This window comes from Simonsiella muelleri ATCC 29453 (assembly GCF_002951835.1).
Lineage (GTDB): Bacteria > Pseudomonadota > Gammaproteobacteria > Burkholderiales > Neisseriaceae > Simonsiella > Simonsiella muelleri.
The window spans coordinates 54,349-78,598 of sequence record NZ_CP019448.1; the positions used below are offsets into that span (position 1 = coordinate 54,349).

At 40.5% G+C, this 24,250-nt stretch carries 27 protein-coding genes; all 27 read left to right on the top strand.

What is annotated here, in order from left to right:
• Positions 1-20: 20 nt before the first annotated feature.
• Positions 21-548, top strand: a complete 528-nt coding sequence (locus BWP33_RS00275) for a hypothetical protein (RefSeq protein ID WP_002642679.1) — start codon at positions 21-23, stop codon at positions 546-548.
• Positions 549-624: 76 nt separating this feature from the next.
• Positions 625-1,212 carry an NADH-quinone oxidoreductase subunit C gene (locus tag BWP33_RS00280; protein ID WP_002642678.1) on the top strand — a complete coding sequence of 196 codons (588 nt, stop codon included), beginning with the start codon at positions 625-627 and terminating at the stop codon, positions 1,210-1,212.
• On the top strand, positions 1,205-2,461 hold the full coding sequence (nuoD, locus tag BWP33_RS00285) for an NADH dehydrogenase (quinone) subunit D (RefSeq protein WP_002642677.1): 1,257 nt from the start codon (positions 1,205-1,207) through the stop codon (positions 2,459-2,461). The genes BWP33_RS00280 and nuoD overlap by 8 nt, the downstream gene beginning before the upstream one ends.
• A gap of 41 nt (positions 2,462-2,502) precedes the next feature.
• A complete protein-coding gene (locus BWP33_RS00290; RefSeq protein ID WP_002642676.1) occupies positions 2,503-2,889 on the top strand; it encodes a hypothetical protein in 387 nt (128 codons plus the stop codon).
• 69 nt (positions 2,890-2,958) lie between these two features.
• The gene (gene nuoE / locus BWP33_RS00295) at positions 2,959-3,432 is read left to right on the top strand and encodes an NADH-quinone oxidoreductase subunit NuoE (protein ID WP_002642675.1); all 474 of its coding nucleotides are present in this window, start codon (positions 2,959-2,961) and stop codon (positions 3,430-3,432) included.
• 122 nt (positions 3,433-3,554) lie between these two features.
• Positions 3,555-3,803 (top strand): hypothetical protein, encoded by a 249-nt coding sequence (locus tag BWP33_RS00300; protein ID WP_158666803.1) that lies wholly within the window; start codon positions 3,555-3,557, stop codon positions 3,801-3,803.
• A gap of 142 nt (positions 3,804-3,945) precedes the next feature.
• Complete coding sequence (gene nuoF / locus BWP33_RS00305; protein WP_002642673.1) at positions 3,946-5,247, top strand: NADH-quinone oxidoreductase subunit NuoF; 1,302 nt, start codon at positions 3,946-3,948, stop codon at positions 5,245-5,247.
• A gap of 27 nt (positions 5,248-5,274) precedes the next feature.
• Positions 5,275-6,084: a DNA adenine methylase gene (locus BWP33_RS00310; RefSeq protein ID WP_211206394.1), complete on the top strand. Its 810-nt coding sequence runs from the start codon at positions 5,275-5,277 to the stop codon at positions 6,082-6,084.
• A 22-nt stretch (positions 6,085-6,106) separates the two neighbouring features.
• Positions 6,107-6,649, top strand: a complete 543-nt coding sequence (locus BWP33_RS00315; RefSeq protein ID WP_002642671.1) for a hypothetical protein — start codon at positions 6,107-6,109, stop codon at positions 6,647-6,649.
• Positions 6,650-6,715: 66 nt separating this feature from the next.
• Positions 6,716-8,974 carry an NADH-quinone oxidoreductase subunit NuoG gene (nuoG, locus tag BWP33_RS00320; protein ID WP_002642670.1) on the top strand — a complete coding sequence of 753 codons (2,259 nt, stop codon included), beginning with the start codon at positions 6,716-6,718 and terminating at the stop codon, positions 8,972-8,974.
• 2 nt (positions 8,975-8,976) lie between these two features.
• A complete protein-coding gene (gene nuoH, locus BWP33_RS00325; protein WP_002642669.1) occupies positions 8,977-10,053 on the top strand; it encodes an NADH-quinone oxidoreductase subunit NuoH in 1,077 nt (358 codons plus the stop codon).
• 83 nt (positions 10,054-10,136) lie between these two features.
• Positions 10,137-11,111 carry a DNA cytosine methyltransferase gene (locus BWP33_RS00330; protein ID WP_040629339.1) on the top strand — a complete coding sequence of 325 codons (975 nt, stop codon included), beginning with the start codon at positions 10,137-10,139 and terminating at the stop codon, positions 11,109-11,111.
• Positions 11,098-12,117: a PDDEXK family nuclease gene (locus BWP33_RS00335; RefSeq protein WP_002642667.1), complete on the top strand. Its 1,020-nt coding sequence runs from the start codon at positions 11,098-11,100 to the stop codon at positions 12,115-12,117. The genes BWP33_RS00330 and BWP33_RS00335 overlap by 14 nt, the downstream gene beginning before the upstream one ends.
• Before the next feature lie 82 nt (positions 12,118-12,199).
• Entirely contained in the window at positions 12,200-12,679 is a 480-nt protein-coding gene (gene nuoI, locus BWP33_RS00340; RefSeq protein WP_002642666.1) for an NADH-quinone oxidoreductase subunit NuoI, read from the top strand.
• A 46-nt stretch (positions 12,680-12,725) separates the two neighbouring features.
• A complete protein-coding gene (locus tag BWP33_RS00345; RefSeq protein WP_002642665.1) occupies positions 12,726-14,411 on the top strand; it encodes an AIPR family protein in 1,686 nt (561 codons plus the stop codon).
• Positions 14,412-14,443: 32 nt separating this feature from the next.
• Entirely contained in the window at positions 14,444-15,091 is a 648-nt protein-coding gene (locus BWP33_RS00350; RefSeq protein ID WP_002642664.1) for an NADH-quinone oxidoreductase subunit J, read from the top strand.
• A complete protein-coding gene (nuoK, locus tag BWP33_RS00355) occupies positions 15,088-15,393 on the top strand; it encodes an NADH-quinone oxidoreductase subunit NuoK (RefSeq protein ID WP_002642663.1) in 306 nt (101 codons plus the stop codon). Before BWP33_RS00350 ends, nuoK begins: the two co-directional genes overlap by 4 nt.
• A gap of 28 nt (positions 15,394-15,421) precedes the next feature.
• Positions 15,422-15,712, top strand: a complete 291-nt coding sequence (locus tag BWP33_RS00360; protein WP_002642662.1) for a hypothetical protein — start codon at positions 15,422-15,424, stop codon at positions 15,710-15,712.
• Between the two features lie 80 nt (positions 15,713-15,792).
• Entirely contained in the window at positions 15,793-17,808 is a 2,016-nt protein-coding gene (nuoL, locus tag BWP33_RS00365) for an NADH-quinone oxidoreductase subunit L (RefSeq protein ID WP_002642661.1), read from the top strand.
• Positions 17,809-17,917: 109 nt separating this feature from the next.
• Positions 17,918-18,097: a hypothetical protein gene (locus tag BWP33_RS00370; protein WP_002642660.1), complete on the top strand. Its 180-nt coding sequence runs from the start codon at positions 17,918-17,920 to the stop codon at positions 18,095-18,097.
• Positions 18,098-18,143: 46 nt separating this feature from the next.
• Positions 18,144-19,316: an AAA family ATPase gene (locus BWP33_RS00375; protein ID WP_002642659.1), complete on the top strand. Its 1,173-nt coding sequence runs from the start codon at positions 18,144-18,146 to the stop codon at positions 19,314-19,316.
• Entirely contained in the window at positions 19,316-19,768 is a 453-nt protein-coding gene (locus BWP33_RS00380; RefSeq protein ID WP_002642658.1) for a type II toxin-antitoxin system VapC family toxin, read from the top strand. The genes BWP33_RS00375 and BWP33_RS00380 overlap by 1 nt, the downstream gene beginning before the upstream one ends.
• Positions 19,769-20,136: 368 nt before the next feature.
• Positions 20,137-20,286, top strand: a complete 150-nt coding sequence (locus BWP33_RS12255; protein WP_155999624.1) for a hypothetical protein — start codon at positions 20,137-20,139, stop codon at positions 20,284-20,286.
• 79 nt (positions 20,287-20,365) lie between these two features.
• Positions 20,366-21,169 carry a hypothetical protein gene (locus BWP33_RS00385; protein WP_040629319.1) on the top strand — a complete coding sequence of 268 codons (804 nt, stop codon included), beginning with the start codon at positions 20,366-20,368 and terminating at the stop codon, positions 21,167-21,169.
• Positions 21,170-21,203: 34 nt separating this feature from the next.
• The gene (locus BWP33_RS00390; protein WP_002642656.1) at positions 21,204-22,076 is read left to right on the top strand and encodes a hypothetical protein; all 873 of its coding nucleotides are present in this window, start codon (positions 21,204-21,206) and stop codon (positions 22,074-22,076) included.
• Position 22,077: 1 nt separating this feature from the next.
• Positions 22,078-22,671 carry a hypothetical protein gene (locus BWP33_RS00395; RefSeq protein ID WP_002642655.1) on the top strand — a complete coding sequence of 198 codons (594 nt, stop codon included), beginning with the start codon at positions 22,078-22,080 and terminating at the stop codon, positions 22,669-22,671.
• Positions 22,672-22,730: 59 nt separating this feature from the next.
• A complete protein-coding gene (locus BWP33_RS00400; protein WP_002642654.1) occupies positions 22,731-24,248 on the top strand; it encodes an NADH-quinone oxidoreductase subunit M in 1,518 nt (505 codons plus the stop codon).
• Positions 24,249-24,250 lie beyond the last annotated feature (2 nt).

Here is a 24,250-nt window from a genome sequence, read left to right on the forward strand (position 1 = left end):
AAATTAAGGATAATCATAAAATGAATTTAAAAACAATGTGTTTGTTGCCAATGTTGTTTGCTAGTTCTTTGGCGTTGGCGGAAATCAGTTCGGCTGAACGCGCTGACCCTATTGTTGCAAAATTGCTCAACAGCAAAGAATTAGGCAAGCCACAAGCGGTAGATTCTGATCCTATGCTTGCAGGTACTGGCGGCAAAGAGATGATTTATCCTGATACTTTTGAATTGGTTAATCCGAAAGAGCATTTATATGCCATCGTTACCGAAGTTCAAGACGACCCTGTATATCAAGAAGAAGGCATTAGTTATTATCGTCGCATGACTTATGCGCGTTGTGATAAATATCAATTTATACAAGGCTTGTTAATAAAATCTTTGGCTTTTAATGATAAAAATCAACCATTAAAAGTGTATGAACCAGCGGCTGAAAACTATTCATTGGAACTCAACGGGGACGATTACCAAGAATATTTAGAGATGTCGCACGAAACCAGCCGTGATATTCCTATGGTTCATGCGATTTGCACATTGGCAAAACAGAAAAAATAATATTTGTTTGAAAACGACTTTTCAGGCAGCCTGAAATGCCTGAAACCGAAACAAAAAAACAAACTAGGAGCGTGTTATGCACGTTATTGATTTACAGGCAGCCTGCACCGAAATTTTGGGCAAAAAAGCCAGCAAAATCCTGTTGGCATTTGATGAAGTTACCATTGAATGCCAGCCTGAACACTATTTAGACATCATGACCACCTTGCGCGACCACGAAGACTTACACTTTGAAAGCATAGTGGATTTGTGCGGTGTGGATTACAGCACTTATAAGAATGAGAAGTGGCAAGGCAAGCGTTTTGCTGCTGTCAGCCAACTGGTTTCCGTGAAACATAACCAGCGCGTGCGTGTGCGTGTGTGGGCGCAAGACGATGATTTGCCGCTTGTGCCATCAGTAGTCAATATCTACAACAGCGCGGATTGGTATGAGCGTGAAGCCTTTGATATGTATGGAATTATTTTCAATGAACATCCTGATTTGCGCCGTATTTTGACGGATTATGGTTTTGTCGGACACCCGTTCCGCAAAGATTTTCCTGTTTCGGGTTACGTGGAGATGCGTTATGACGAAACCGAGAAACGCGTGATTTATCAACCTGTAACCATTGAACCGCGCGAAATTACACCGCGTGTTGTGCGCGAGGAGAACTACGGTGGCTAAATTAAGAAATTACACGATTAACTTCGGGCCGCAGCACCCAGCCGCACACGGCGTATTGCGTATGATTTTGGAGTTGGAAGGCGAAACCATTGTCCGTGCCGACCCACATATTGGCTTATTGCATCGTGGTACGGAAAAGTTAGCTGAAACAAAAACTTATCTGCAAGCTTTGCCATATATGGACAGGTTGGACTACGTTTCCATGATGGTTAACGAGCAAGCGTATTGCATGGCGATTGAAAAATTGGTGGGTATTGAAGTGCCGATTCGCGCCAAATATATTCGCACCATGTTTGCCGAAGTAACACGCATTTTGAATCACTTGATGGGCGTGGGTTCGCACGCACTGGACATTGGCGCGATGACCGCGATTTTGTATGCTTTCCGCGACCGCGAAGAATTGATGGATTTGTATGAAGCGGTATCGGGGGCGCGTATGCACGCTGCGTATTTCCGTCCAGGTGGCGTATACCGCGATTTGCCCGATTTTATGCCGAAATACGAAAGCAGCAAATACCGCAACGCCAAAGTATTGAAAGAATTGAACGCGAGCCGTGAAGGCACGATGTTGGATTTTATTGATGCATTCTGTGAGCGTTTCCCGAAAAATATTGATACGCTGGAAACGCTGCTGACGGACAACCGCATTTGGAAACAACGTACCGTAGGCATTGGTGTGGTATCGCCAGAACGCGCTTTGCAAAAAGGTTTTACGGGTGTGATGTTACGTGGTTCGGGCGTGGAATGGGACATTCGCAAAAAACAACCGTATGAAGTGTATGACCAAATTGATTTTGATATTCCAGTAGGCGTGAACGGCGATTGCTATGACCGTTATCTGTGTCGCATGGCAGAAATGCGACAATCGGTTCGCATCATCAAACAATGTGCAGACTGGTTACGTGCCAATCCGAATTTGCCTGTTATTGTGGAAAATCACAAAGTCGCACCACCCAAACGCACCGACATGAAAATCGGTATGGAAGATTTAATTCATCATTTCAAATTGTTTACCGAAGGTATGCACGTTCCCGAAGGCGAAACCTACACCGCAGTAGAACACCCGAAAGGCGAATTTGGCATTTACATGATTTCCGATGGCGCAAACAAACCGTATCGCCTGAAAATTCGCGCCCCTGGGTTCGCGCATTTGCAAGGCATGGACGAAATGGCGCGTGGTCATATGTTGGCGGACGTGGTGGCGATTATCGGTACACAAGATATTGTATTTGGCGAAGTGGACAGATAATTTTTATTTTTCAGGCAGCCTGAAAACGAGAATGTATAAAAATGAGTACATTTAATGGTATTGGAACGCAATTTGTTGGCGAATGCTGTCAAGAAGAAGATGGTTCGTATATTGCAACTTATTGGTTTACGATTTTACACATTCCCATTATTCCCTTTTATAGCGCACGAATTCATGGGCAATATTCAGAAGAAGTGGCAATGGGACATTCAACTTTGACGGAGTACGAAGAATTACCGTTGTATTTTCCGCAAGTGATAAGAACGTATGCTTATTTAGCCATGATTGTCGGTTTGTATCATTTTATTCAAACTAAATTCAAAGCTGGCGATAGTAACCCACTGATTTGGATAGGTTTAGCATTACCGCTTTTAGCTTTGCCTTGGATTATGCGTTATTTTGCACGGAAAAAAGCAGGTTGGCGTTAAAAATAGGCAAAACGATTTTTCAGGCAGCCTGAAAACTAAACAAACCATTATTTTATTTAGGATTACAAAATGTTATCCGCACAATCATTAAAAGAAATTGATATTGAATTAGCAAAATACCCTGCCGACCAGCGCCGTAGTGCGATTATGGGCGCGTTGCGTATTGCGCAAGTAGAAAAAGGCTATTTAGCTGCAGAAACCATTGAATTTGTGGCGCAATATGTGGGCATTCCTGCAATTGCTGCCTATGAAGTAGCAACTTTTTACAATATGTATGACTTGCAGCCTGTGGGCAAATACAAATTGACGGTTTGTACTAATTTGCCGTGTGCCTTGCGTGGCGGTGTGGACGCTGGCGAATACCTGAAAGAAAAACTGGGCATTGGCTACGGCGAAACTACTCCTGACGGTAAATTCACGCTGGTAGAGGGCGAATGCATGGGTGCGTGTGGTGATGCGCCTGTTATGCTGTTGAATAATCACAAAATGTGTAGTTTTATGGACGCAGCCGCGATTGATAAAAAATTGGCGGAATTGGAGTGATTGAATTTTCAGGTTGTTTAAAAACGTGAATATATCAATAATTTTCTTTAGAGTGGGTGTAACGTGTTTTTCAGGTAGCCTAAAAGTTAAATTAAAGTTAAATTGGAAAAATTATGGTGAGAATGACTGCATCAGAACTATATGAAATTATGGATATGGTTCATCATGTTTTACAACAACGCCAATTGGCAAGGAAGTCTGAATTAAATGCAGAACAAGTTGCCGATGAAATTCTTGCTAGAGTTAGGCAAGAGCCATTAGATAAGAATAAAATTTATAAAGCTATTCAGCGTCTTATTGAAGATAAGAAAATAACTGTTCATCCGATTGATGGAAAATTGACTGTATATATTCCAAGGTCAATGCGTTGATAATTTGAAAAACTATATTTTCAGGCTACCTGAAAATTTAAAAAATACTACTCCAAAAATTTTAAAGACAACACTTTAAACCAAGGCGGCAAATCCTTTCAGGCTGCCTGAAAACTTAAAAAAAACAGTTAGGCAAACCAAAATGGCAATTTACCAAGCAGGCGTAATTTTTGAAAACGTAGATACCCGTAACCCAAATTGTTGGACACTCGCTGAATATCAGGTGCGTGGCGGTTATCAAGCGTTGCGCAAAATTTTAACCGAAAAAATCCCCCAAACCGATGTCATTGACGAAATGAAAGCGTCTGGTTTGCGCGGACGCGGTGGCGCAGGTTTCCCAACAGGTTTGAAATGGAGCTTTATGCCGCGTTCATTCCCTGGTGCAAAATACGTTGTCTGCAACACGGACGAGGGCGAACCAGGGACATTCAAAGACCGCGACATCATTATGTTCAATCCGCATGCCTTGATTGAGGGCATGATTATCGCGGGCTACGCTATGGGCGCGGAAGCTGGTTACAACTATATTCACGGCGAAATTTTTGAAGGTTTTCAATTGTTTGAAAAAGCCTTGCAAGAAGCGCGTGATGCTGGCTTTTTAGGTAAAAATATTATGGGTAGCGAATTTTCATTTGAATTATTCGCGCACCATGGCTATGGCGCGTACATTTGCGGCGAAGAAACGGCTTTATTGGAATCGTTGGAGGGCAAAAAAGGTCAGCCACGTTTTAAACCGCCATTCCCTGCTTCTTTTGGTTTATACGGCAAGCCGACAACGATTAACAACACGGAAACGTTTGCGTCTGTGCCGTTTATTATCCGCGATGGCGGCAAAACCTTTGCCGATAAAGGCATTGAAAGCGCGGGCGGTACGAAATTATTTTCTATTTCGGGACACGTTGAACGCCCAGGTAATTATGAAGTTGCGTTGGGTACGCCATTTTCGGAATTGCTGGCAATGGCTGGCGGTGTGCGCGGTGGCAAGAAATTGAAAGCGGTTATACCTGGTGGTTCGTCTGCGCCTGTGTTGCCAGCCGATATTATGATGTCGTGCAATATGGATTACGACAGCATTGCGAAAGCAGGTTCTATGCTGGGTTCGGGCGCAGTGATTGTGATGGACGAAGATGTGTGCATGGTCAAAGCATTGGAGCGTTTGAGCTATTTCTATCACGAAGAGTCGTGTGGTCAATGTACGCCGTGTCGTGAGGGTACAGGCTGGCTGTATCGTATCGTGCATCGCATTGCGATGGGCAAAGGTCGCCCCGAAGATTTGGATTTGCTAGATAGCGTAGGTAACAATATGGCAGGACGTACGATTTGTGCATTGGCAGATGCGGCGGTATTCCCTGTTCGCAGTTTTACCAAGCATTTCCGCGAAGAATTTGAACACTATATTGAGCATGGCAAGCCGATGAAACCGCATCAATGGGGTGGCTGGTAATTTTCAGGCTGCCTGACATGAGGAGAATTGATGAGTAAACCCTTTTTAAAATGGGCAGGTGGAAAAGCGAAACTTGTTGCAAATATCAGTCATCAACTCCCACAGGCAAAGCGGTTAGTTGAGCCGTTTGCAGGGTCGGCAGCAGTATCATTGGCATTAGAATTTGACACGTATTTATTGAATGACGCCAATGCAGATTTAATTAATGTGTATTCCATATTAAAAGAAGAAAAACAAGAATTCATTGATTATGCGCAATCGTTTTTCACACCTGAAAATAATCAGGAAACACGGTTTTATGAATGGCGTGAATGTTTTAATCACACTGAAAATTGTGTAGAAAAAGCCGCTTTGTTTATGTATTTGAACCGTCATGCGTTTAACGGTTTATGTCGTTACAACAGCAAAGGTGGGTTTAATGTACCGTTTGGGCGTTATAAATCGCCATATTTTCCTGCTGATGAAATGCGCGGCTACATCGAAAAATCTGATCGCATCACATTGATGTGCGGCGATTTTCAGGCAGCATTAGATTTGGTACAGTTTGATGATGCCGTTTATTGCGATCCACCGTATGTGCCACTTAATGAAACAGCGTCATTTACGGCTTATTCACAAGGTGGATTTACTTGGCAAGACCAAGTTAGTTTGTTGCAATGTGTTGAACAGGCAGCACAAAAATGTAGAGGCGTGGTTTTGTCTAATCATGATACGGCTGCTACACGTGAACTTTACCGAAATGCTTATATTGAAGCGCTTGAAGTACAACGAAACATTGCTGCAAAAGGCAGTAGCCGTGTAAAAGTAGGTGAATTGTTGGCGCGTTGGCATGAGTGAGAATTTGTCTTGGAGTAGTTTTATGATTAAAGGTGGGACAGGTGGTGGTCGTACACAAACAGGTTTACGTTTTGAGCAGCGAACGGACATTAAACAATTATTTGAACAAATTGATGGTTATGAATTAAAACAATCGAGTAATAAAACGGGTTACGAAATTTGGTTTAAGGGTGATTTGTTGGCGTATTGTTTTAAAAAGCGTGAACTGTATCGTTTTTTGGAACAGGAGTCGTATTGTATTGATTGGAAGAAATATTTATCTAAACGCCTAGAACCTGATAATGCATTGTTTGTGATTGTGCGCGATACTTTATTCATTATTGAAATTAAATTTCAGCAAGTACTTGGTTCGGTTGATGAAAAATTGCAAACATGTGATTTTAAACGTAAACAATACAGCAAATTGGTGCGTGATTTAAATTGGCGCGTGGAATATGTTTATGTATTGAACGATTGGTTTCGGAAGCCTGAATACAAGGACACGTTGGATTATATTCATGCAATGAATTGTCATTATTTGTTTAATGAAATTCCGCTTAAATGGTTGGGTTTACCCCACGAATAATTAATTTCAGGCAGCCTGAAACCCTTGAAAAATTTTTTAAATACAAAATCGTAACTAGGAAGAACCATGTTACAAATCCAAATTGATGGTAAACAAATTGAAGTGAATCAAGGCGCAACCGTAATGGAGGCGGCACATGAATTGGGAACGTATATCCCCCATTTCTGTTATCACAAAAAACTCTCTATTGCTGCCAACTGCCGTATGTGCTTGGTGGAAGTAGAAAAAGCCCCTAAACCTTTGCCTGCGTGTGCGACACCCGTAACCGATGGCATGGTGGTACACACGCATTCGGCAAAAGCCAAACAGGCGCAAGAAGGCGTGATGGAATTTCTGCTGATTAATCACCCATTGGATTGCCCGATTTGCGACCAAGGCGGAGAGTGTCAGTTGCAAGATTTGGCGGTGGGCTACGGTAAATCCGCCAGCCGTTATGAAGAAGAAAAACGTGCAGTAGTCGGTAAAGATATGGGGGCGTTGATTTCAGCAGAGGAAATGAGTCGCTGTATTCATTGTACGCGTTGCGTGCGTTTTACTGAAGAAATCGCGGGCGAGCAGGAAATCGGGATGGCAAACCGTGGTGAATTTTCTGAAATTATGCCGTTTATCGGTAAAGTGGTGGAAACCGAATTATCAGGTAATGTGATTGATTTGTGTCCTGTGGGTGCTTTAACCAGTAAACCATTTCGATATGACGCGCGTTCGTGGGAATTGTCGCGCCGTAAATCAATTTCTGCGCACGATTCTTTGGGTTCTAACCTGATTGTTCAAACCAAAGACCACACCGTACGCCGTGTGTTGCCATTGGAAAATGAAAGCATCAATGAATGCTGGATTTCTGACCGCGACCGATTCGCCTACGAAGGTTTGTATCACGAAAGCCGTTTGCAAAAACCCAAAATCAAACACGGCGGTGAGTGGCAAGAAGTGGATTGGACCACCGCTTTGGAATACGTCCGCCACACATTAGAATGTATCGGTAAAGAAGAGGGTAAAGACCAAATCGCGATTTGGGCAAACCCAATGAATACCGTAGAAGAATTGTATTTGGCGAAAAAATTAGCCGATGGTTTGGGTATCAAAGCCACAACTGCGCGTTTGCGTGAAAGTGATGGTCGGCTTTCAGGCAGCCTGAAGGGAGCGCAATGGTTGGGTCAATCCATTGAGCAATTAGCTGCGTGTGAAGCGGTGTTGGTAGTGGGTGCGAATCTGCGCAAAGAGCAGCCCTTGCTTACGGCACGTTTGCGCCGTGCGGCGAAAAATGGTATGGCATTAAGTGTCGTGGCGGCGTGTAAAGAAGTATTGCATATGCCTTTGTTGACACAAGATGTGTTACACCCAAATGAATGGGCTAATTATTTGAATAATTTGGCTGAACATCATGATTATACGATTTCAGGCAGCCTGAAAAATGCTGCTACCGCTGCCATTATTTTGGGTGCTGATGTACAGAATCACCCAGATTTTGCAGGGATTTATGTGGCGGCACAAAAATTAGCCAATGCCACTGGTGCGACTTTGGGCGTATTGCCACAAGCTGCCAATAGTGTGGGTGCGGACGTGGTGGGCATCAATCAAATGGCAATCAACCAAATGATTGAGCAACCCAAAAAAGCCGTTTTATTACTGAATGTTGAACCTGAATTAGACGTGCTGGGTGGTGCGCGAGTTGTGAATGCTTTAAGACAGGCTGGCAGCGTGATGGCATTTACGGCTTATGAAAATCCGAATTTATTGGAAGTGTGTGATGTGTTGTTGCCGATTGTGCCATTTACCGAAACTTCAGGCAGCTTCATCAATATGGAAGGGCGTTTGCAGTCATTTCATGGTGTGGTGAAGGCGTTGGGCGAAGCGCGACCATTGTGGAAAATTTTGCGTGTTTTGGGTAATGTCTTGAATGTTGAAGGTTTTGATTATGAAACCAGCGAGCAAGTTTTAGCAGATGCGATTTCTGTTAGCACGCTGCCTGAAAAATTGAGCAATGACAGTATCTTAACTGCAATCAGTGTACAACCACAAGGCGATAAATTGATTCGCGTGGGGGGCGTGGGTATTTATCATACCGACCCGATTGTACGCCGTGCAACTTCATTACAACAAACCAGCCATGCTGCCACACCTGAAGCACATTTAAATCCCAACACTTTGAAAGTATTTGGTTTACAAGATGGCGAACAAGTGTTTGCAAAACAAAATGGTGCAGCTGAATTGGTAACCGTTCGTGCGGATATGGGTTTGGCTGAAAATGTGGTTTACTTGCCCCTGCACCCTGAGAATGCGGCGTTGGGCGGTTTGATGAATAGCATTGAGTTAACGAGGGCATAATCATGCAAGAATGGTTTCAAACCTTATTTGCCACAACTTTAGGCTTGGGCGAAATGGGCGCAATTATTGGTTTAATCGTGTCCATTATTGTGAAAATTGTGCTGATTTTAGCCCCATTAATTTTAACGGTGGCTTATTTAACTTATTTTGAACGCAAAGTTATCGGTTTTATGCAATTACGTGTGGGACCGAATGTGGTTGGTCCTTGGGGCTTGATTCAGCCGTTTGCAGATGTATTAAAACTGCTGTTCAAAGAAGTAACACGCCCAAGTTCATCTAATAAATGGTTGTTTTATATTGGACCTATGTTGTCGCTGGCACCATCATTTGCGGCGTGGGCAGTGATTCCATTTAACGAAGAATGGGTTTTGACCAATATTGATGCAGGCTTATTGTATATTTTGATGATTACATCTTTGTCAGTTTATGGTGTGATTATTGCAGGTTGGGCATCTAACTCAAAATATGCGATGTTGGGTGCGATGCGTGCTTCGGCACAAACGATTTCGTATGAAATTGCGATGAGTGCGGCATTGGTATGCGTGATTATGGTTTCAGGCAGCCTGAATTTTAAAGATATTGTGGCAGCGCAAGCAACTGGTATAGCAGGTGGCTCAATTCTTTCGTGGAACTGGTTGACATTGTTCCCTGTATTTTTGGTATATTTAATTTCTGCTGTTGCGGAAACGAACCGTGCACCGTTTGACGTGGCAGAGGGTGAGTCGGAAATCGTGGCAGGACACCATGTAGAATATTCAGGTTTTGCGTTTGCACTGTTTTTCCTTGCTGAATACATTTTCATGATTTTGATTGGCGCGTTGACAGCAATTATGTTCTTGGGCGGTTGGTTGTCGCCATTCCCACAAAGTTGGGGCATCATCGGCACACCAAGCGCGTTTTGGATGTTCGCAAAAATGGCGTTTGTGTTATACGGCTATTTATGGATTCGCGCGACATTTCCACGTTACCGCTATGACCAAATCATGCGTTTGGGTTGGAAGGTATTGATTCCTGTTGGCTTTATTTCTATCGCGGTATTGGCGGCTTGGATGGTCTCGCCGTTGAGCTTGTGGAAATAATTTCAGGCAGCCTGAAAAAGAATGCGGATAGAAAAGTAATGTATCAATCTTGTTCTGCACAACTTGAATTAGATTTTGCTCCAATGGGTTCACTGAATATTCCACATAAATTAAAAGCGATTGATTTATTTGCAGGTGTGGGCGGTATTCGGACAGGCTTTCAGCAAGCATTTGGCGAGCGGATTGAATTTGTATTTTCATCAGAAATTGATAAATTTGCGCGACAAACTTACGCAGCAAATTATCATGAAATTCCATACGGCGACATTACTCAAATTCAAGCGCATGAAGTTCCGACACACGATATTATTTTGGCAGGATTTCCATGCCAAGCGTTTAGCGTAGCAGGTTTACGAAAAGGTTTTGCCGATACGCGTGGAACGTTATTTTTTGATGTAGCACGGATTGCGGAATACCATAAACCTAAAATTTTGTTTTTGGAAAATGTCAAAGGTTTTAAAAATCACGATAAAGGCAACACGTTTGCGACAGTGAAATTAACTTTGGAGCAATTGGGTTATCGGGTTTATGCTGATGTGCTGAATGCGAAAAATTTTGGTGTACCGCAAAATCGTGAGCGCATTTATATTGTGGCAATACGAAATGATTTTAATCCGACTTTTAACTTGGATTTTGATAAGTTGAAAAACACCAAGGTAAATTGCCAAGTAGGTGATATTTTGCAAAATCAAGTTGATGAAAAATACACGATTTCTGACAAATTATGGGCTGGACATCAACGCCGAAAAGCAGAGCATATTGAGAAAGGTAATGGTTTTGGCTACTCATTGTTTAACGCGCAATCGCCTTATACCAGTACTATTAGCGCACGTTATTACAAAGATGGTTCAGAAATTTTAATTGAGCAAAATGGCAAAAATCCGCGTAAACTCACGCCGCGAGAAGCCAGTTTATTGCAAGGTTTTCCATCTGATTTTGTGATACCTGTTAGCGATGTGCAGGCGTATAAACAATTTGGAAATAGTGTTGCCGTTCCAGTGATTAAGGCGTTGGCGCAAGAAATTTATATGGGATTATTCCAAAATGAAATTGCCTAAAATTGATTTATCTGATGAAAAAATTGATGTGAATTTAAAATTTTATTTCTTTTTAAAATACATCATTAAAGCGAAATTTGCTGATAATCAAATTTATGATATTTTGGAGCAAAGCCAATTATTTTCAGGTTTACAAAATATTCAGGTTTTTCAGGCTGCCATTTTGGAGAAGCTGCCTGCAAACAATAAAACCAATCAAAATAAGCGTAATATTTTGAATGATATTTTTGTAGAAATAGACAGTGAATTGATTTTGTCGGTATTTTTATTTAGCTTGAAATTGTATTTAATTAAAGATTTATTGTTGGAAGAAGCAAAAGTTAAACGTGCCAGCAATTTAGAAAAATTAAAAGAACTCAATCCTTTATCATTAGAATACGACAAAATTACGGTTTTTAATCCTTATTCAGTACGCGTGAGCGGCTCTCTGTTGTGTTTGGCATTTTTTGAGAGTTTGCAAACTGGATTTGTATCGCAACAGACCGATGATTTTATTCATAAATTGGTACAAGAAGCGCAAACCCTATTGGAGCAGGGTATTGAACCTAATCAGATTTTTATGTTGGTTTTTAATGAGAGTTTGAATCAGTCTATTACCAGTAATAGTGGTTCGGATTATGAAAGTCGGATTAAATCAGTTTTACTCCGTTTGGGGCTGCCTGCAAGCAATATTCAGAAAAAACATGATTTGGCGGACAGTTCCACCGAATTTGATTTTTTCTTTGAATACAATGGTAAAACATTTGGTATCAGTGCTAAACGGACGTTACGCGAAAGGTACAAGCAATTTATTAAAACGGCGCAGATGTCGCAAATTGATGTGATGATAGAAATCACGCTTGGCACAGATTTGAGTAAAGATAAAGTGAAGGCAATCAGACAGCACAATGTGTATTTATTTGTTGCTGACGAAATTTATTGTAGCCAAACATATTTACAATCAATAAATGGTGTCTATTCCTGTTTAGATTTGAGTTTAGATTTATTAGACAAATTGGCTGAATAGTTTTCAGGCAGCCTGAAAACCAGTTTTTAAAATTAAAAATCAACAACGAAACCACACCAAAATAGAATAGGGTGTATTAAATATGGCAAACTTTTTTAAAACCTTTTTGTTGGGCGAACTCGTCAAAGGCATGGGCGTAACGCTCAAAAACTTTTTCGTGCGTAAAGACACGATTTATTTCCCCGAAGAAAAAACGCCCCAATCCGTGCGTTTTCGCGGACTTCACGCCCAACGCCGTTATCCCAATGGCGAAGAACGCTGTATTGCCTGTAAATTATGCGAAGCGGTATGCCCCGCGATGGCAATCAATATTGAAAGCGAAGAACGTGAAGATGGTACACGCCGCACAACTCGTTATGATATTGACTTAACAAAATGTATTTTCTGCGGATTTTGTGAAGAGGCATGTCCCGTTGACGCGATTGTGGAAACACATATTTTTGAGTATCACGGCGAAAAACGCGGCGATTTGCACATGACTAAACCGATTTTGCTGGCAATTGGCGACAAATACGAAGCCGAAATCGCTAAACGTAAAATGGCTGATGCACCTTATCGTTAATGGATATTTTCAGACAGCCTGAAAATTAATTTAAGGAATTAGTCTTATGAATTTTAAAGCCTCTATTATTGAGCAACAATTTTTGGGTTTAGATGATGAAACTAAAAATGCGTTGCGTGATGAATTGAATTTAGGTTCAGATGAAAATAAATTCAAGTCTACACTTTTTTTGTATTATTCAACTAAAATCTTATTGGATTTGGAAAGAGATGAAACGATAGAGTGTCTTGTTGATGGTGGGCAAGATTTTGGTATTGATGCTATTTATGTTAATGAACCTGAAGAGCATGAGTTACCCATTACTATTATTCAAGCAAAATACACAAATAATTTAAAGGGCGACAGCAATTTCCCTGAAAGTGGGATTAAGGAAATGCTAAATGCATTGCGTTATTTGTTTGACCCTTATGCTCAGTTGGGGGCTGTTAATGAGCGTTTGCGTACTAAAGTGGAAGAAATTCGTTCTTTTATTCGTGAGGGTAATATCCCAAAAATTCGTGCGATTGCTTTGAATAATGGTTTAAAGTGGAATGAAGCTGCACAGGAACAGATTGATTTATCAGGATTTGGTCAACAAGTTGTGTGGGAGCATGTTAATCATGATACCTTATTGGACTTGTTAAACAGTACGAAAAAGGTTGATGCAAATTTACAGTTGCTGGGCGCGGCGATTGTGGAAGACATGAATTTTAGTCGAGTGTTTGTTGGGCGTATGGCGGTTCGTGAAGTGGCGGAGTTGATTGGGCAACATGGCGACCGTTTATTAGAACGCAATGTTCGACGTTATTTGGGATTGCAGGGTAATCGCGTTAATACTGATATTCATACCACATTAAATCAAGAACCAGATAATTTTTATTATTATAATAATGGTTTAACATTGGTTTGTAAAAGTTTTAGCTATAATGCTCTGCAAAAGAATGATTTTTTGGTGCGTACCAAAGATTTGCAAATTGTTAATGGCGGTCAAACATCGATGACTTTACATCATTACATGAGACAGCATGAAACTGTTTCTGAAAATGCTTCTGTGTTGGTACGAATTTATGAGTTGCCTGATGAGCAATATGAAAATTATGTCAGCAAAATTACCCATGCGACCAATAACCAAAATCCTGTTGATTTAAAAGATTTGCGTGCCAATGATGAGAAACAGCGAAATCTGGAGGCGGGCATAAAGGAACTGGGTTATGTGTATCATCGTAAACGCAGTACCGCCAATGTCCGTACTGGCGATATCACGTCAGGTATGGCGGCAGAAGCCATTTTGTCTGTTATTTTGAAAAAACCGCACCAAGCCAAATTCAATGCAAAAGAGCATTTTGGTAAATTTTATGATGTGGTTTTTTCAGCAGAATTGAATGCTGCACAAACTGTAATTGCGGTATTGATTTACCGCTTTACAGAAGCACGCCGTAAAAAATTATTGAGTACAGACAAAGTATTCGTGCGTTATGCTTCTTGTTTTTTGGCGATGCAAATGGCACAAAAATTGTCTGATGAAAAACAATTAGGAGAACAATTGATTCTGTTGAATCATCGAAATTTTGCTGAAGTTAAAGCAACATTAGATGCAAAGATGGAAACTTATTTTGAAATGGCTGTACAAGATATTGATCACGCACTATCTCAATTGTATGGTGAATCATATATGGTTACGATTTCGCTGCAACAATTGTCAGCGACTTTCCGTCGTGCAGATTTAATGGAAAAAATTTTTCAGGCAGCCTGAAAACGAATAAACAATTAAATAGAAAGTAAATTATGACTTTCCAACTGATTTTATTTTATTTATTTGCCGCGATTATTTTGTATGGCGCGTTGCAAACTGTGTTGGCGAAAAATCCTGTACACGCTACGTTGCATTTGGTGCTGACGTTTTGCGTGTCGGCGATGATGTGGCTTTTGATGCAAGCAGAATTTTTGGGCATTACGCTGGTGGTGGTTTATGTGGGTGCGGTGATGGTGCTGTTCTTGTTTGTTGTGATGATGCTCAACATCGACATAGAAGAAATGCGTAAAGGTTTCTGGCGTCATGCACCTGCAGCGATGGTGGTGGGTGTGTTGATGGCGGTAGCATTGATTGCGATTTTGGTTGCGCCTGATACTGCACTCAACCAATTTGGTTTGATGAAAGATATTCCTGCTGATTACAGCAATGTGCGTGATTTGGGTATACAGTTGTACACGACTTATATGTGGCAATTTGAATTGGCAGCGGTGCTGTTGGTATTGGGTATGGTTGCCGCGATTGCGCTTGTTCATCGCAAATCAACTAATCCAAAACGCATTGACCCTGCTGACCAAGTGAAAGTCAATGCTGCCGAAGGTCGTATGCGCTTGGTGAAAATGGAAATAGCAGTGCAAGTACCCCAAACGCAGCCTGAAAACACGGAAGAGAGTAAAGCATGATTACGATTACACATTATTTGGTGCTGGCGGCTTTGTTATTTGGCATTAGCGCGATGGGCATTTACATGAATCGCAAAAACGTGCTGGTCTTGCTGATGTCTATTGAATTGATGTTGCTGGCGGTAAATTTTAATTTTATCGCGTTTTCGCAATATTTAGGCGACACTGCTGGGCAGATTTTCGTGTTTTTCGTGCTGACGGTGGCGGCGGCGGAAAGCGCGATTGGTTTGGCGATTATGGTGCTGGTGTACCGCAATAAACAAACGATTAACGTAGCGGATTTGGATACGCTCAAAGGTTGATTTTCAGGCAGCCTGAAAGGACAAAATCATGTTAAGCGAAACCGATATTTTAACCGCCACGAATGGCACACGTTTGCTGTATTTATTGGCTACTTGTGGCAGCGCGGCAATCGGTTCGTGGCTGTATCAGAGCCTGTTTGCGTTGACAGTTACGCGCGATGAAATCATTGCCAGCACATTGTTGGGCGTGGTGTTTTTCCTGTTTGCGGTTGGCATGATGTTTTGGAATATTTATTTTGCGATAATTGGCGGTTTGATTTTCGGATTTGCCGTAACCAGAAGATTAGAAATTATCAATGAAAAACGCGATAATTTTTGAATTTCAGGCAGCCTGAAAAGCAAATAACCCAAATAAAAAAATTAGCTGAAAAAGTTTTTAAATTAAAAAGGTTCACTTCCATGAACGACATGACTTTATATTTAATCATTGCACTCACGCCTTTGGTGGGCTGCTTACTGGCGGGTTTGTTTGGAAACCAGATTGGCAGACGCGGCGCACATTGTGCCACTATTTCGGGCGTGGCGATTTCCGCGCTGTTGTCGGCGTATGTGCTGTACGGCTTTGCTATGGGCAGCCGCGCCAAGTTTGACGAAAACGTATACACATGGCTTACCATGGGTGGCGTGGACTTTTCTGTCGGCTTTCTTGTGGACAGCTTAACCGCCATGATGATGGTCGTGGTAACGTCCGTATCGCTGATGGTACACATCTACACCATCGGTTATATGCACGATGAAGAAGTGGGTTATCAACGCTTTTTCAGCTATATTTCTCTGTTCACATTCAGTATGTTAATGCTGATTATGTCCAATAACTTCATTCAACTATTTTTCGGTTGGGAAGCGGTGGGCTTGGTTTCCTATTTATTGATTGGCTTTTATTTCAAACGTTCAAGCGCGACTTTTGCGAATTTGAAAGCGTTTTTGGTAAACCGCGTTGGCGACTTCGGTTTCTTGCTCGGCATTGGTTTGGTGTTGGCGTATTTTGGCGGCAGTTTGCGTTATCAAGATGTGTTCGCGTATTTGCCAAATGCGGCTGGCGTGGCGTTTTTGGGTACGGATTTGATTACGGTAACTTGTTTGCTGCTGTTTGTGGGCGCAATGGGTAAATCGGCGCAATTTCCGTTGCACGTTTGGCTGCCTGATTCTATGGAAGGTCCGACCCCGATTTCTGCGTTAATCCACGCGGCAACCATGGTTACGGCTGGTTTGTTTATGGTTTCGCGTATGTCGCCGATGTACGAAATGAGTACGACTGCCCTGTCGGTTATCATGATTATTGGCGCGATTACTGCATTGTTTATGGGTTTTTTAGGCACGATTCAAAACGATATCAAACGCGTGATTGCGTATTCCACATTGTCTCAATTGGGTTATATGACGGTTGCGTTGGGCGTGTCGGCTTATTCTATTGCGATGTTCCATGTGATGACACACGCGTTTTTCAAAGCCTTGTTATTCTTGGCGGCAGGTTCGGTAATTATCGGTATGCACCACGACCAAGATATGCGCAATATGGGCAATTTGCGTAAATATATGCCGATTACTTGGGCAACCATGTTGATTGGTAATTTATCGCTGATTGGTACGCCGTTGTTTTCGGGTTTTTATTCCAAAGATTCTATTATTGAAGCGGTGCACGCCAGCAATTTAACTGGTAGCGGCTTTGCGTATTTTGCGGTACTGGCAAGTGTGTTTGTTACGGCGTTTTATGCGTTCCGTCAATACTTTATCGTGTTTCACGGCAAAGAGCGTTGGCGCGAAATTGAACATCATCACGATGAACACCACGATGACGCACATCATCACGGTTTGGGCAAAGACGACAATCCGCACGAAAGCCCATGGGTGGTTACATTCCCATTGATTTTCTTGGCGATTCCGTCTGTGATTATCGGTGCTTTGACCATTAACCCATTGTTGTATGGCGATTTCTTTAAAGATGTGATTTATGTGAACCACGAAGCGCACCCTGTGATGCACGAAATGGCGCAAGAGTTTCACGGTATTTTTGGCATGGTTACGCATAGTTTCGTGTCGCCTGTGTTGTATTTGGCGATTGCTGGCGTGGCGGCGGCTTGGTTCTTGTATGTGAAAGCACCGTCTGTACCTGCGAAAATTCAGGCAGCCTGCAAACCGATTTATACGCTGTTGGACAACAAATATTATTTGGACACACTGTATTTCAATGTGTTTGCCAAAGGCAGTCGCAAACTGGGCGAGTTTTTCTGGAAAGTGGGCGATACCATGATTATTGACAATGGCATCGTGAACGGTTCGGCAAAAGCAGTTGGCGCAATCGCCGCACAAGTTCGCAAAGCACAAACTGGCTTTATCTACACTTACGCGGCTGTGATGGTGTTTGGTGTGTTGGTGATGATTGTGGCGTTTTTCTGGAATTTGTGGTTTAAGTAATGGGGTAGGGTGGGTGTGAACCCACCTTGCTGGAATGGGTGTAGGTCGGATACTTGTATCCGACATTTTCAATGACATAGACGACATTAACGCAAGGAATTAAGAGAAAATGAGTAATGAGCTTTTGTATTTGGGTTCTTTGTGTTTACTTTGTGTGATAGGTACTGTTGTATTATTGAAAACTAAATTGATTAACGTAGAAACTGAACCAAATAAAAATAAGAAAATTGTTATTTTTTTAATGCTTGCTATTTTATTGATGTTTGCCTTGATTGGCTTGGAGCAATAAATTGGTGTAGGACTAAAAATGTATTGAACGTAAAATGGGTATATAAATGAAAGATTTATTGAATGGCGTGGTTCGCTTTGAAGGCGTAAAAGGCGTTGGCATAATACAAGTTGATTTTGTTCCTAATCAACGTGTTTACACATTTATTGGCGCAAATGGGGTGGGTAAAACAAAATTGTTGGAGTGTTTGTTTACGGTTTTGTTTTTGACTTCTGATACGATTCATCAACAATTAACATATGAAGCTATTCGTCTTGATGAAATTCCATTTAAAAAAATAGAAATATCAGCCCAAAATCTTAAAAGAGATGTGAATGACGGTATTGGTGCTGGTTATGCTGTTATGCACGTATGGAAAGAAAATTGGAAATTAGAAAAATATTTACATCAATTCCCATTTATTTATCTTGCGACACAAAATCGTGGCAATATTCATAGCGTAGAAAATAGTATTCAAAAAATAGGAAATTACAGACAACGTTCTGAACAATATTTAGAAAAATTGTTTTCCGTTTTCAGTCAGCCTGAAAATTTCAAAAGCCTGAATATGGACACCAATTTAGAAGAATGGATAATCCAACGCGCCCAGTCTGCCAACCCCTATCAATCCAAAGCAGATAACCGTAAAATTGAATTGGACACTTTATTATCCATTTTAAATCAAATTGATGAATGCATTGACAGCGAATTTTTGGAAATATCGGGCGACAATCGCGTGTTCATCAAAGTAAGTGGTGATAAACGTGAATTATCTGAATTATCAAGTGGTTTCACGTCCATTTTGAAAATGGTGCAATCCATTATCGCGGGTTACAGCTATTTTACCAATGAACAGCAAATCGCCCGTGTGCGCGGCATGGTGCTAATTGATGAGATAGAAAGCCATTTGCACAATGAGTGGCAGGTTAAAATTATTCCTTTGTTGAAGAAATTGTTTCCGAATACCACGTTTTTGATTACCACGCATTCGTCTTTGGTGATTAGTCAGTTGGAGCAGGGCGAGGCGTATCGTTTGGCACGTGAAGATGATGGCATTGTGTATGGAAAATTAATTGATTATCCAAATAATATGGCGTTCGTGGATTTGCTGAATGAGGCGTTTGATGTGGATTTGAATAAATTGAAAATTGAACGTGTGCAGGAAAGTGACCAAACACAAGCAAAACAAGCCTTGCTTTCTTTGGTTCGGCAAGAATTGGCAAAATTGGAGACTAAATAATGACGATTTATTTTTTGGATACCAATGTGTTAGGCTGTATTGTTAATCCCAATCACAATCCAGAAACGCGAGAACGTATTTTGCGTGAATTAGAACAAAAATTAATGCAAGATAATACATCGCTGATTAGCAGCCAGTTGGTTCGTTATGAAGTTTTGCGCGATGTAAATTGGCAAGATGATGAAAAATACAATGATTTTTTGCAAAATTTAGCTGCTTTTCCGTTTTTAGATATTACAGAAAGTGTGTCAGATTTAGCCAGTAATTTGTATCGTTTTGATGCGTTTGATGCAGCACAGCAAAATGTGAATAAAAATTTTGAAAAAAGAAAATTTGACGTATTTCATTATGCTACGGCGGTTGTGAATGACGTGGAAATGTTTTCGGACGATCGCGATTTGGTCAAAATTAAGCAATTACACGAGAAAATGTTGGCAAAAACCCAAAAATAATTTTCAGGCAGCCTAAAAATAGAAATATGTAGAATATAATTGGTTTATTTTTATTATATTTATATATAAGTTATATTTATTATGTTTTTAAATCAGTTTAGATTTTTGTGTAAATATTTTAATAGACTTCCTGCGAAATCACAATTTTTCTAGGTTTTAGAATTTTGCTACATCCTGTAATTAAGCATGTTTTAAAAAATTGGGATTATTGTTTCGCAGGAAGTCTATTCTTATTATAAAGATATAATTCACGGAAATAAGTTAAGCGCGGAAGCTGTGCAGTTATATAGCCAAGCTGATGTAAAATTATGTCAGGACAAATTATGTGTTAAAACACAAACTACGCTGCAAGAATTTAGAATGGCATCGTGAACGGTTCGGCAAAACTGATGGGTGCAGTTGCCGCGCAAGTTCGCAAAGCACAAACTGGTTTTATTTACACTTACGCGGCTGTGATGGTGTTTGGCGTGTTGGTGATGATTGTGGCATTTTTCTGGAATTTGTGGTCTTGCCCCTGACTTTCAGGCAGCTTGAAAATAAAAAATGCGTAGAGCAATGAGTTTATCTTGCATTTGCTTTTTATGAGTGATATTTATTATGTTTGTAAACAAGTTAAAATCCCTAAATAAGTATTCTAATATAAAATCACTTATTTTCTTTAAAATATTTATAATCATAATTTCGTATTTTTTATTTAATAGTTATTTTAATAGAAATAATTTCTCTGAGCCAGAAGTGATTGTCTATATTTTAAATGAACTACTTTTTGTAAATTTAGTAGTTTATCGTAAGAGATATTATAGTGATGGATATTTTAATTTAAAATGGGATAAATATTACACTGTTACAACAATTATTGTTTTGATGATTGTATTATTTTTTTTGCAATTGTTTAATTTTAAAATACATGATTTAGAAAATAATAAAGTAGAGAATACATTCTCTGGAAGTGTAGTTAATGGAGACAGTGAAAACTATTGGTACAATGATGATGGATATGCTATTTTGCGTTCAAAATCATTTGAAACTGCCAGATATGCACCAGAAACTGCTTGGTTTTTATTTTTAGAAAATAAAGATAAAAAGCGTATAGGCTTTATCGCCTGTAGTTTACTCTTAAAAGAAAATTGCTCTAATTTTTGGGAAAAAATTCCTAAAAATGAGGTGGTTAAAATTTCTTATCAAAAAATAGATGGTATAGACTACTATATTGGTGGAGAGAATCTGTTGATATTGACAGGACTTGAATCTAGTCGTATTTCTATTAGTAAGTTACAATTAATTCAGAAGTATTATAATGAATTATTTTATTATAAATTATTTATTTTTTTAGTTATATTGATGAATTTTATTCTTTATTTTTGGAATAAGTATTTATATACTTCCTCATGTGAAGTTTGAAAAAATAATTAAGAAATTAAGAAAGGTTTTGATTATGGCGTATCGCGTAAATTTCTTATTAGAAATTGGCAATGCTATTAATAATGTTCGTCAAGCAGGCGATCCGTCAGTTTCATCTGAACAAAAAGCAGAACATTATGAGCAGGCAAAGAGAAGTGTACGTTTGGCAATAGGTGTAATGACACAAAATATTGCTCAATATACTGGATTTGATGATAAAACTAATGCAGCAAGGGGTAAGTTTTTTGGCGGTGTTAATGCTCTGCAAGCAGTAGATAGATTACGAGATAATTTCAAAGGTTTCATAGCAGATTATCAGAAAGGAGTTGTTGATATAAGCAAGATTCAAGCTATTATGTCGGATACTTCGGCTATAGCAAGTTTTCTTATGAGTGATAAAATCCCTGTTGGTGGAATTATTTTTGATAGAACTGCAGCAGCCATTACAGCTATTTCGTTGGCATATCCTGGTGACAAAATGTCTACTCATGATTTTTACAATTTAGAAAATTGGAAAGGTTTTGGTTTAGATGTATTAGAAAGTTTTTCTCGTGAAATATATGAATTAGTACCTGATAAGTTTAATCCTTGGAAAGAAAGTAGTTTAAATTATAATCAAGTTAATCATGATAAAGTTGATTTAGTGATTGATAGTCAATCAAATATAAAAGATTTATCGGCTTCACTTGCCCAAGACATGGTTCATAAATTACTTGCGGCATACACTTCAGGTGATAGAGATGCCTTGTCGTTAGTTGTGGCTAATCACGCTTATACGCAACAGCGTAATCAAGAAGTTGCCGAGCAAGTGCAGCAATTAAAAGAAGCCGAACAAGAGCGTGCTGCTGAACAGCTGGCAGAAGCGCAGCAAGTAGAGCAACAACGGCATATAATGATAAGGTCTTAAAATGCATATTGAAGAATTATATCAAGCTGTTAGCAATATGGCTGTGGTAGCACAACATCTTAAAGAAGATGCTGAAAATGCTGTGCAAATTCAGCAGCAAGTAGCCTATCAATTAGAACAGAGATTACAGGTGCTGGATGAAAGCATTGAAACAGCACTTGCTCGTCATGTTGAAAAATTGCGTGAACAAGTAGCTCAACAAGTTGCTGATGGTAGTCAGGACAGTATGCAGGATTTTCAACAGCAATTAGAAGATTTAAAAAAGCAAATGTTGGATTTTAGTCAATTTGCTGCGATGATTAAAAAAGATTTAAACAAAGTATCGCATTCTATTTTGATGAAAATTGGTGTTTTGTCTAGCGTGGCTTTGGTTGCGGTAATTGGTTCTGCGTTGTGGTTGGTTTTTTATTATAAAGGTATAATTCGGGAAAATAAGTTAAGTGCGGAAGCTGTGCAGTTATATAGCCAAGCTGACGTAAAATTATGTCAGGGCAAATTATGTGTTAAAACGCAACCTACGCCACAAGAATTTAGGAAAGATGGGTATATAATTGTGGCACCCAAAAATGGTACAAATAATTTTCAGGCTGCCTGAAATCGCAGCCGCCACAAAAACAATTTTAATTTAAATCAAAGAGAAAACAGGCTACTACTATGTTTTTCAATAACTTACTCAGTTTGGCAATTTGGCTGCCGATATTATCAGGCGTGCTAGTGCTGGCAACTGGCTCAGATAGTCGGGCTCCTTTGGCACGCATACTCGCGTTGATTGGCGCAGCGGCTGGCTTTTTGGTTACGCTGCCCTTGTTTACCCAGTTTGACCGCAGCAACGGCGGCTATCAGTTCACCGAACTGCATTCGTGGATACCCACGCTCAATCTCAATTACGCGCTTGGTGTGGATGGTATTTCCGTGCTGTTTATCATTTTGAACGCCTTTATCACGCTGATGGTGGTGTTGTCAGCGTGGGAAGTGATTCAGAATCGCCCCGCGCAATACATGGCGGCATTTCTTATTATGTCGGGCTTGATTAACGGCGCATTTGCGGCGCAGGACGCAATTTTATTCTATGTCTTCTTTGAAGGCATGCTGATTCCGCTTTACCTGATTATCGGTATGTGGGGCGGTCCAAGACGCGTGTATGCGGCGATGAAATTGTTTTTATACACATTGTTGGGTTCGTTGTTGATGTTGGTGGCACTGATTTATTTGGGTTATCAAGCCAACAGCTTTATGATTTCTGATTTGCAAGCAATTAAGCAAATTCCTTTGGGTGTACAGCAATTGTTGTTCATTGCGTTTTTCCTGTCGTTTGCCGTGAAAGTGCCAATGTTCCCAGTGCATACTTGGCTGCCTGACGCACACGTTGAAGCCCCGACTGGTGGTTCGATGGTGTTGGCAGCGATTACACTGAAAATCGGCGCGTATGGTTTCTTGCGCTTTGTGTTGCCGATTGTGCCTGATGCGTCTCGCTATTTTGCACCAGTTGTGATTGTGTTGAGCTTGATTGCCGTGATTTACGTTGGTATGGTGGCGTTGGTGCAAACCGATATGAAAAAATTAGTGGCGTATTCATCAATTAGTCATATGGGTTTTGTAACGCTGGGTATTTTCTTGTTTAGTGGTATGTTTTCAGGCAGCCTTTTGGGTGAATTGAATGACTGGGGCTTAAAGGGTGCGATTGTGCAAATGATTTCGCATGGTTTTGTCTCTGCTGCGATGTTTATGTGTATTGGTGTTATGTATGATCGTTTGCACACGCGTAATATTGCCGATTATGGTGGCGTGGTCAATGTGATGCCAAAATTTGCGGCATTTATGATGCTGTTTGGGATGGCGAATGCAGGTTTGCCCGCAACTTCGGGTTTCGTTGGCGAATTTATGGTGATTATGGGCGCAGTTCATGTGAATTTGTGGATTGGGGCATTAGCGGCGATTACCCTGATTTTGGGTGCATCTTACACGTTGTGGATGTATAAACGCACGATTTTTGGCGAGATTACCAATCCGCACGTTGCTGAAATGAAAGATATCAACAAGCGTGAATTTGCGATTCTGACAATTTTAGCGATGGCTGTATTAGGTATGGGTTTGTATCCCGAAGCGTTTATTGCTGTGGTGCATCAAGCCGCAGATAATTTAATTGCCCAAGTGGCGCAAAGCAAAATTTGAGG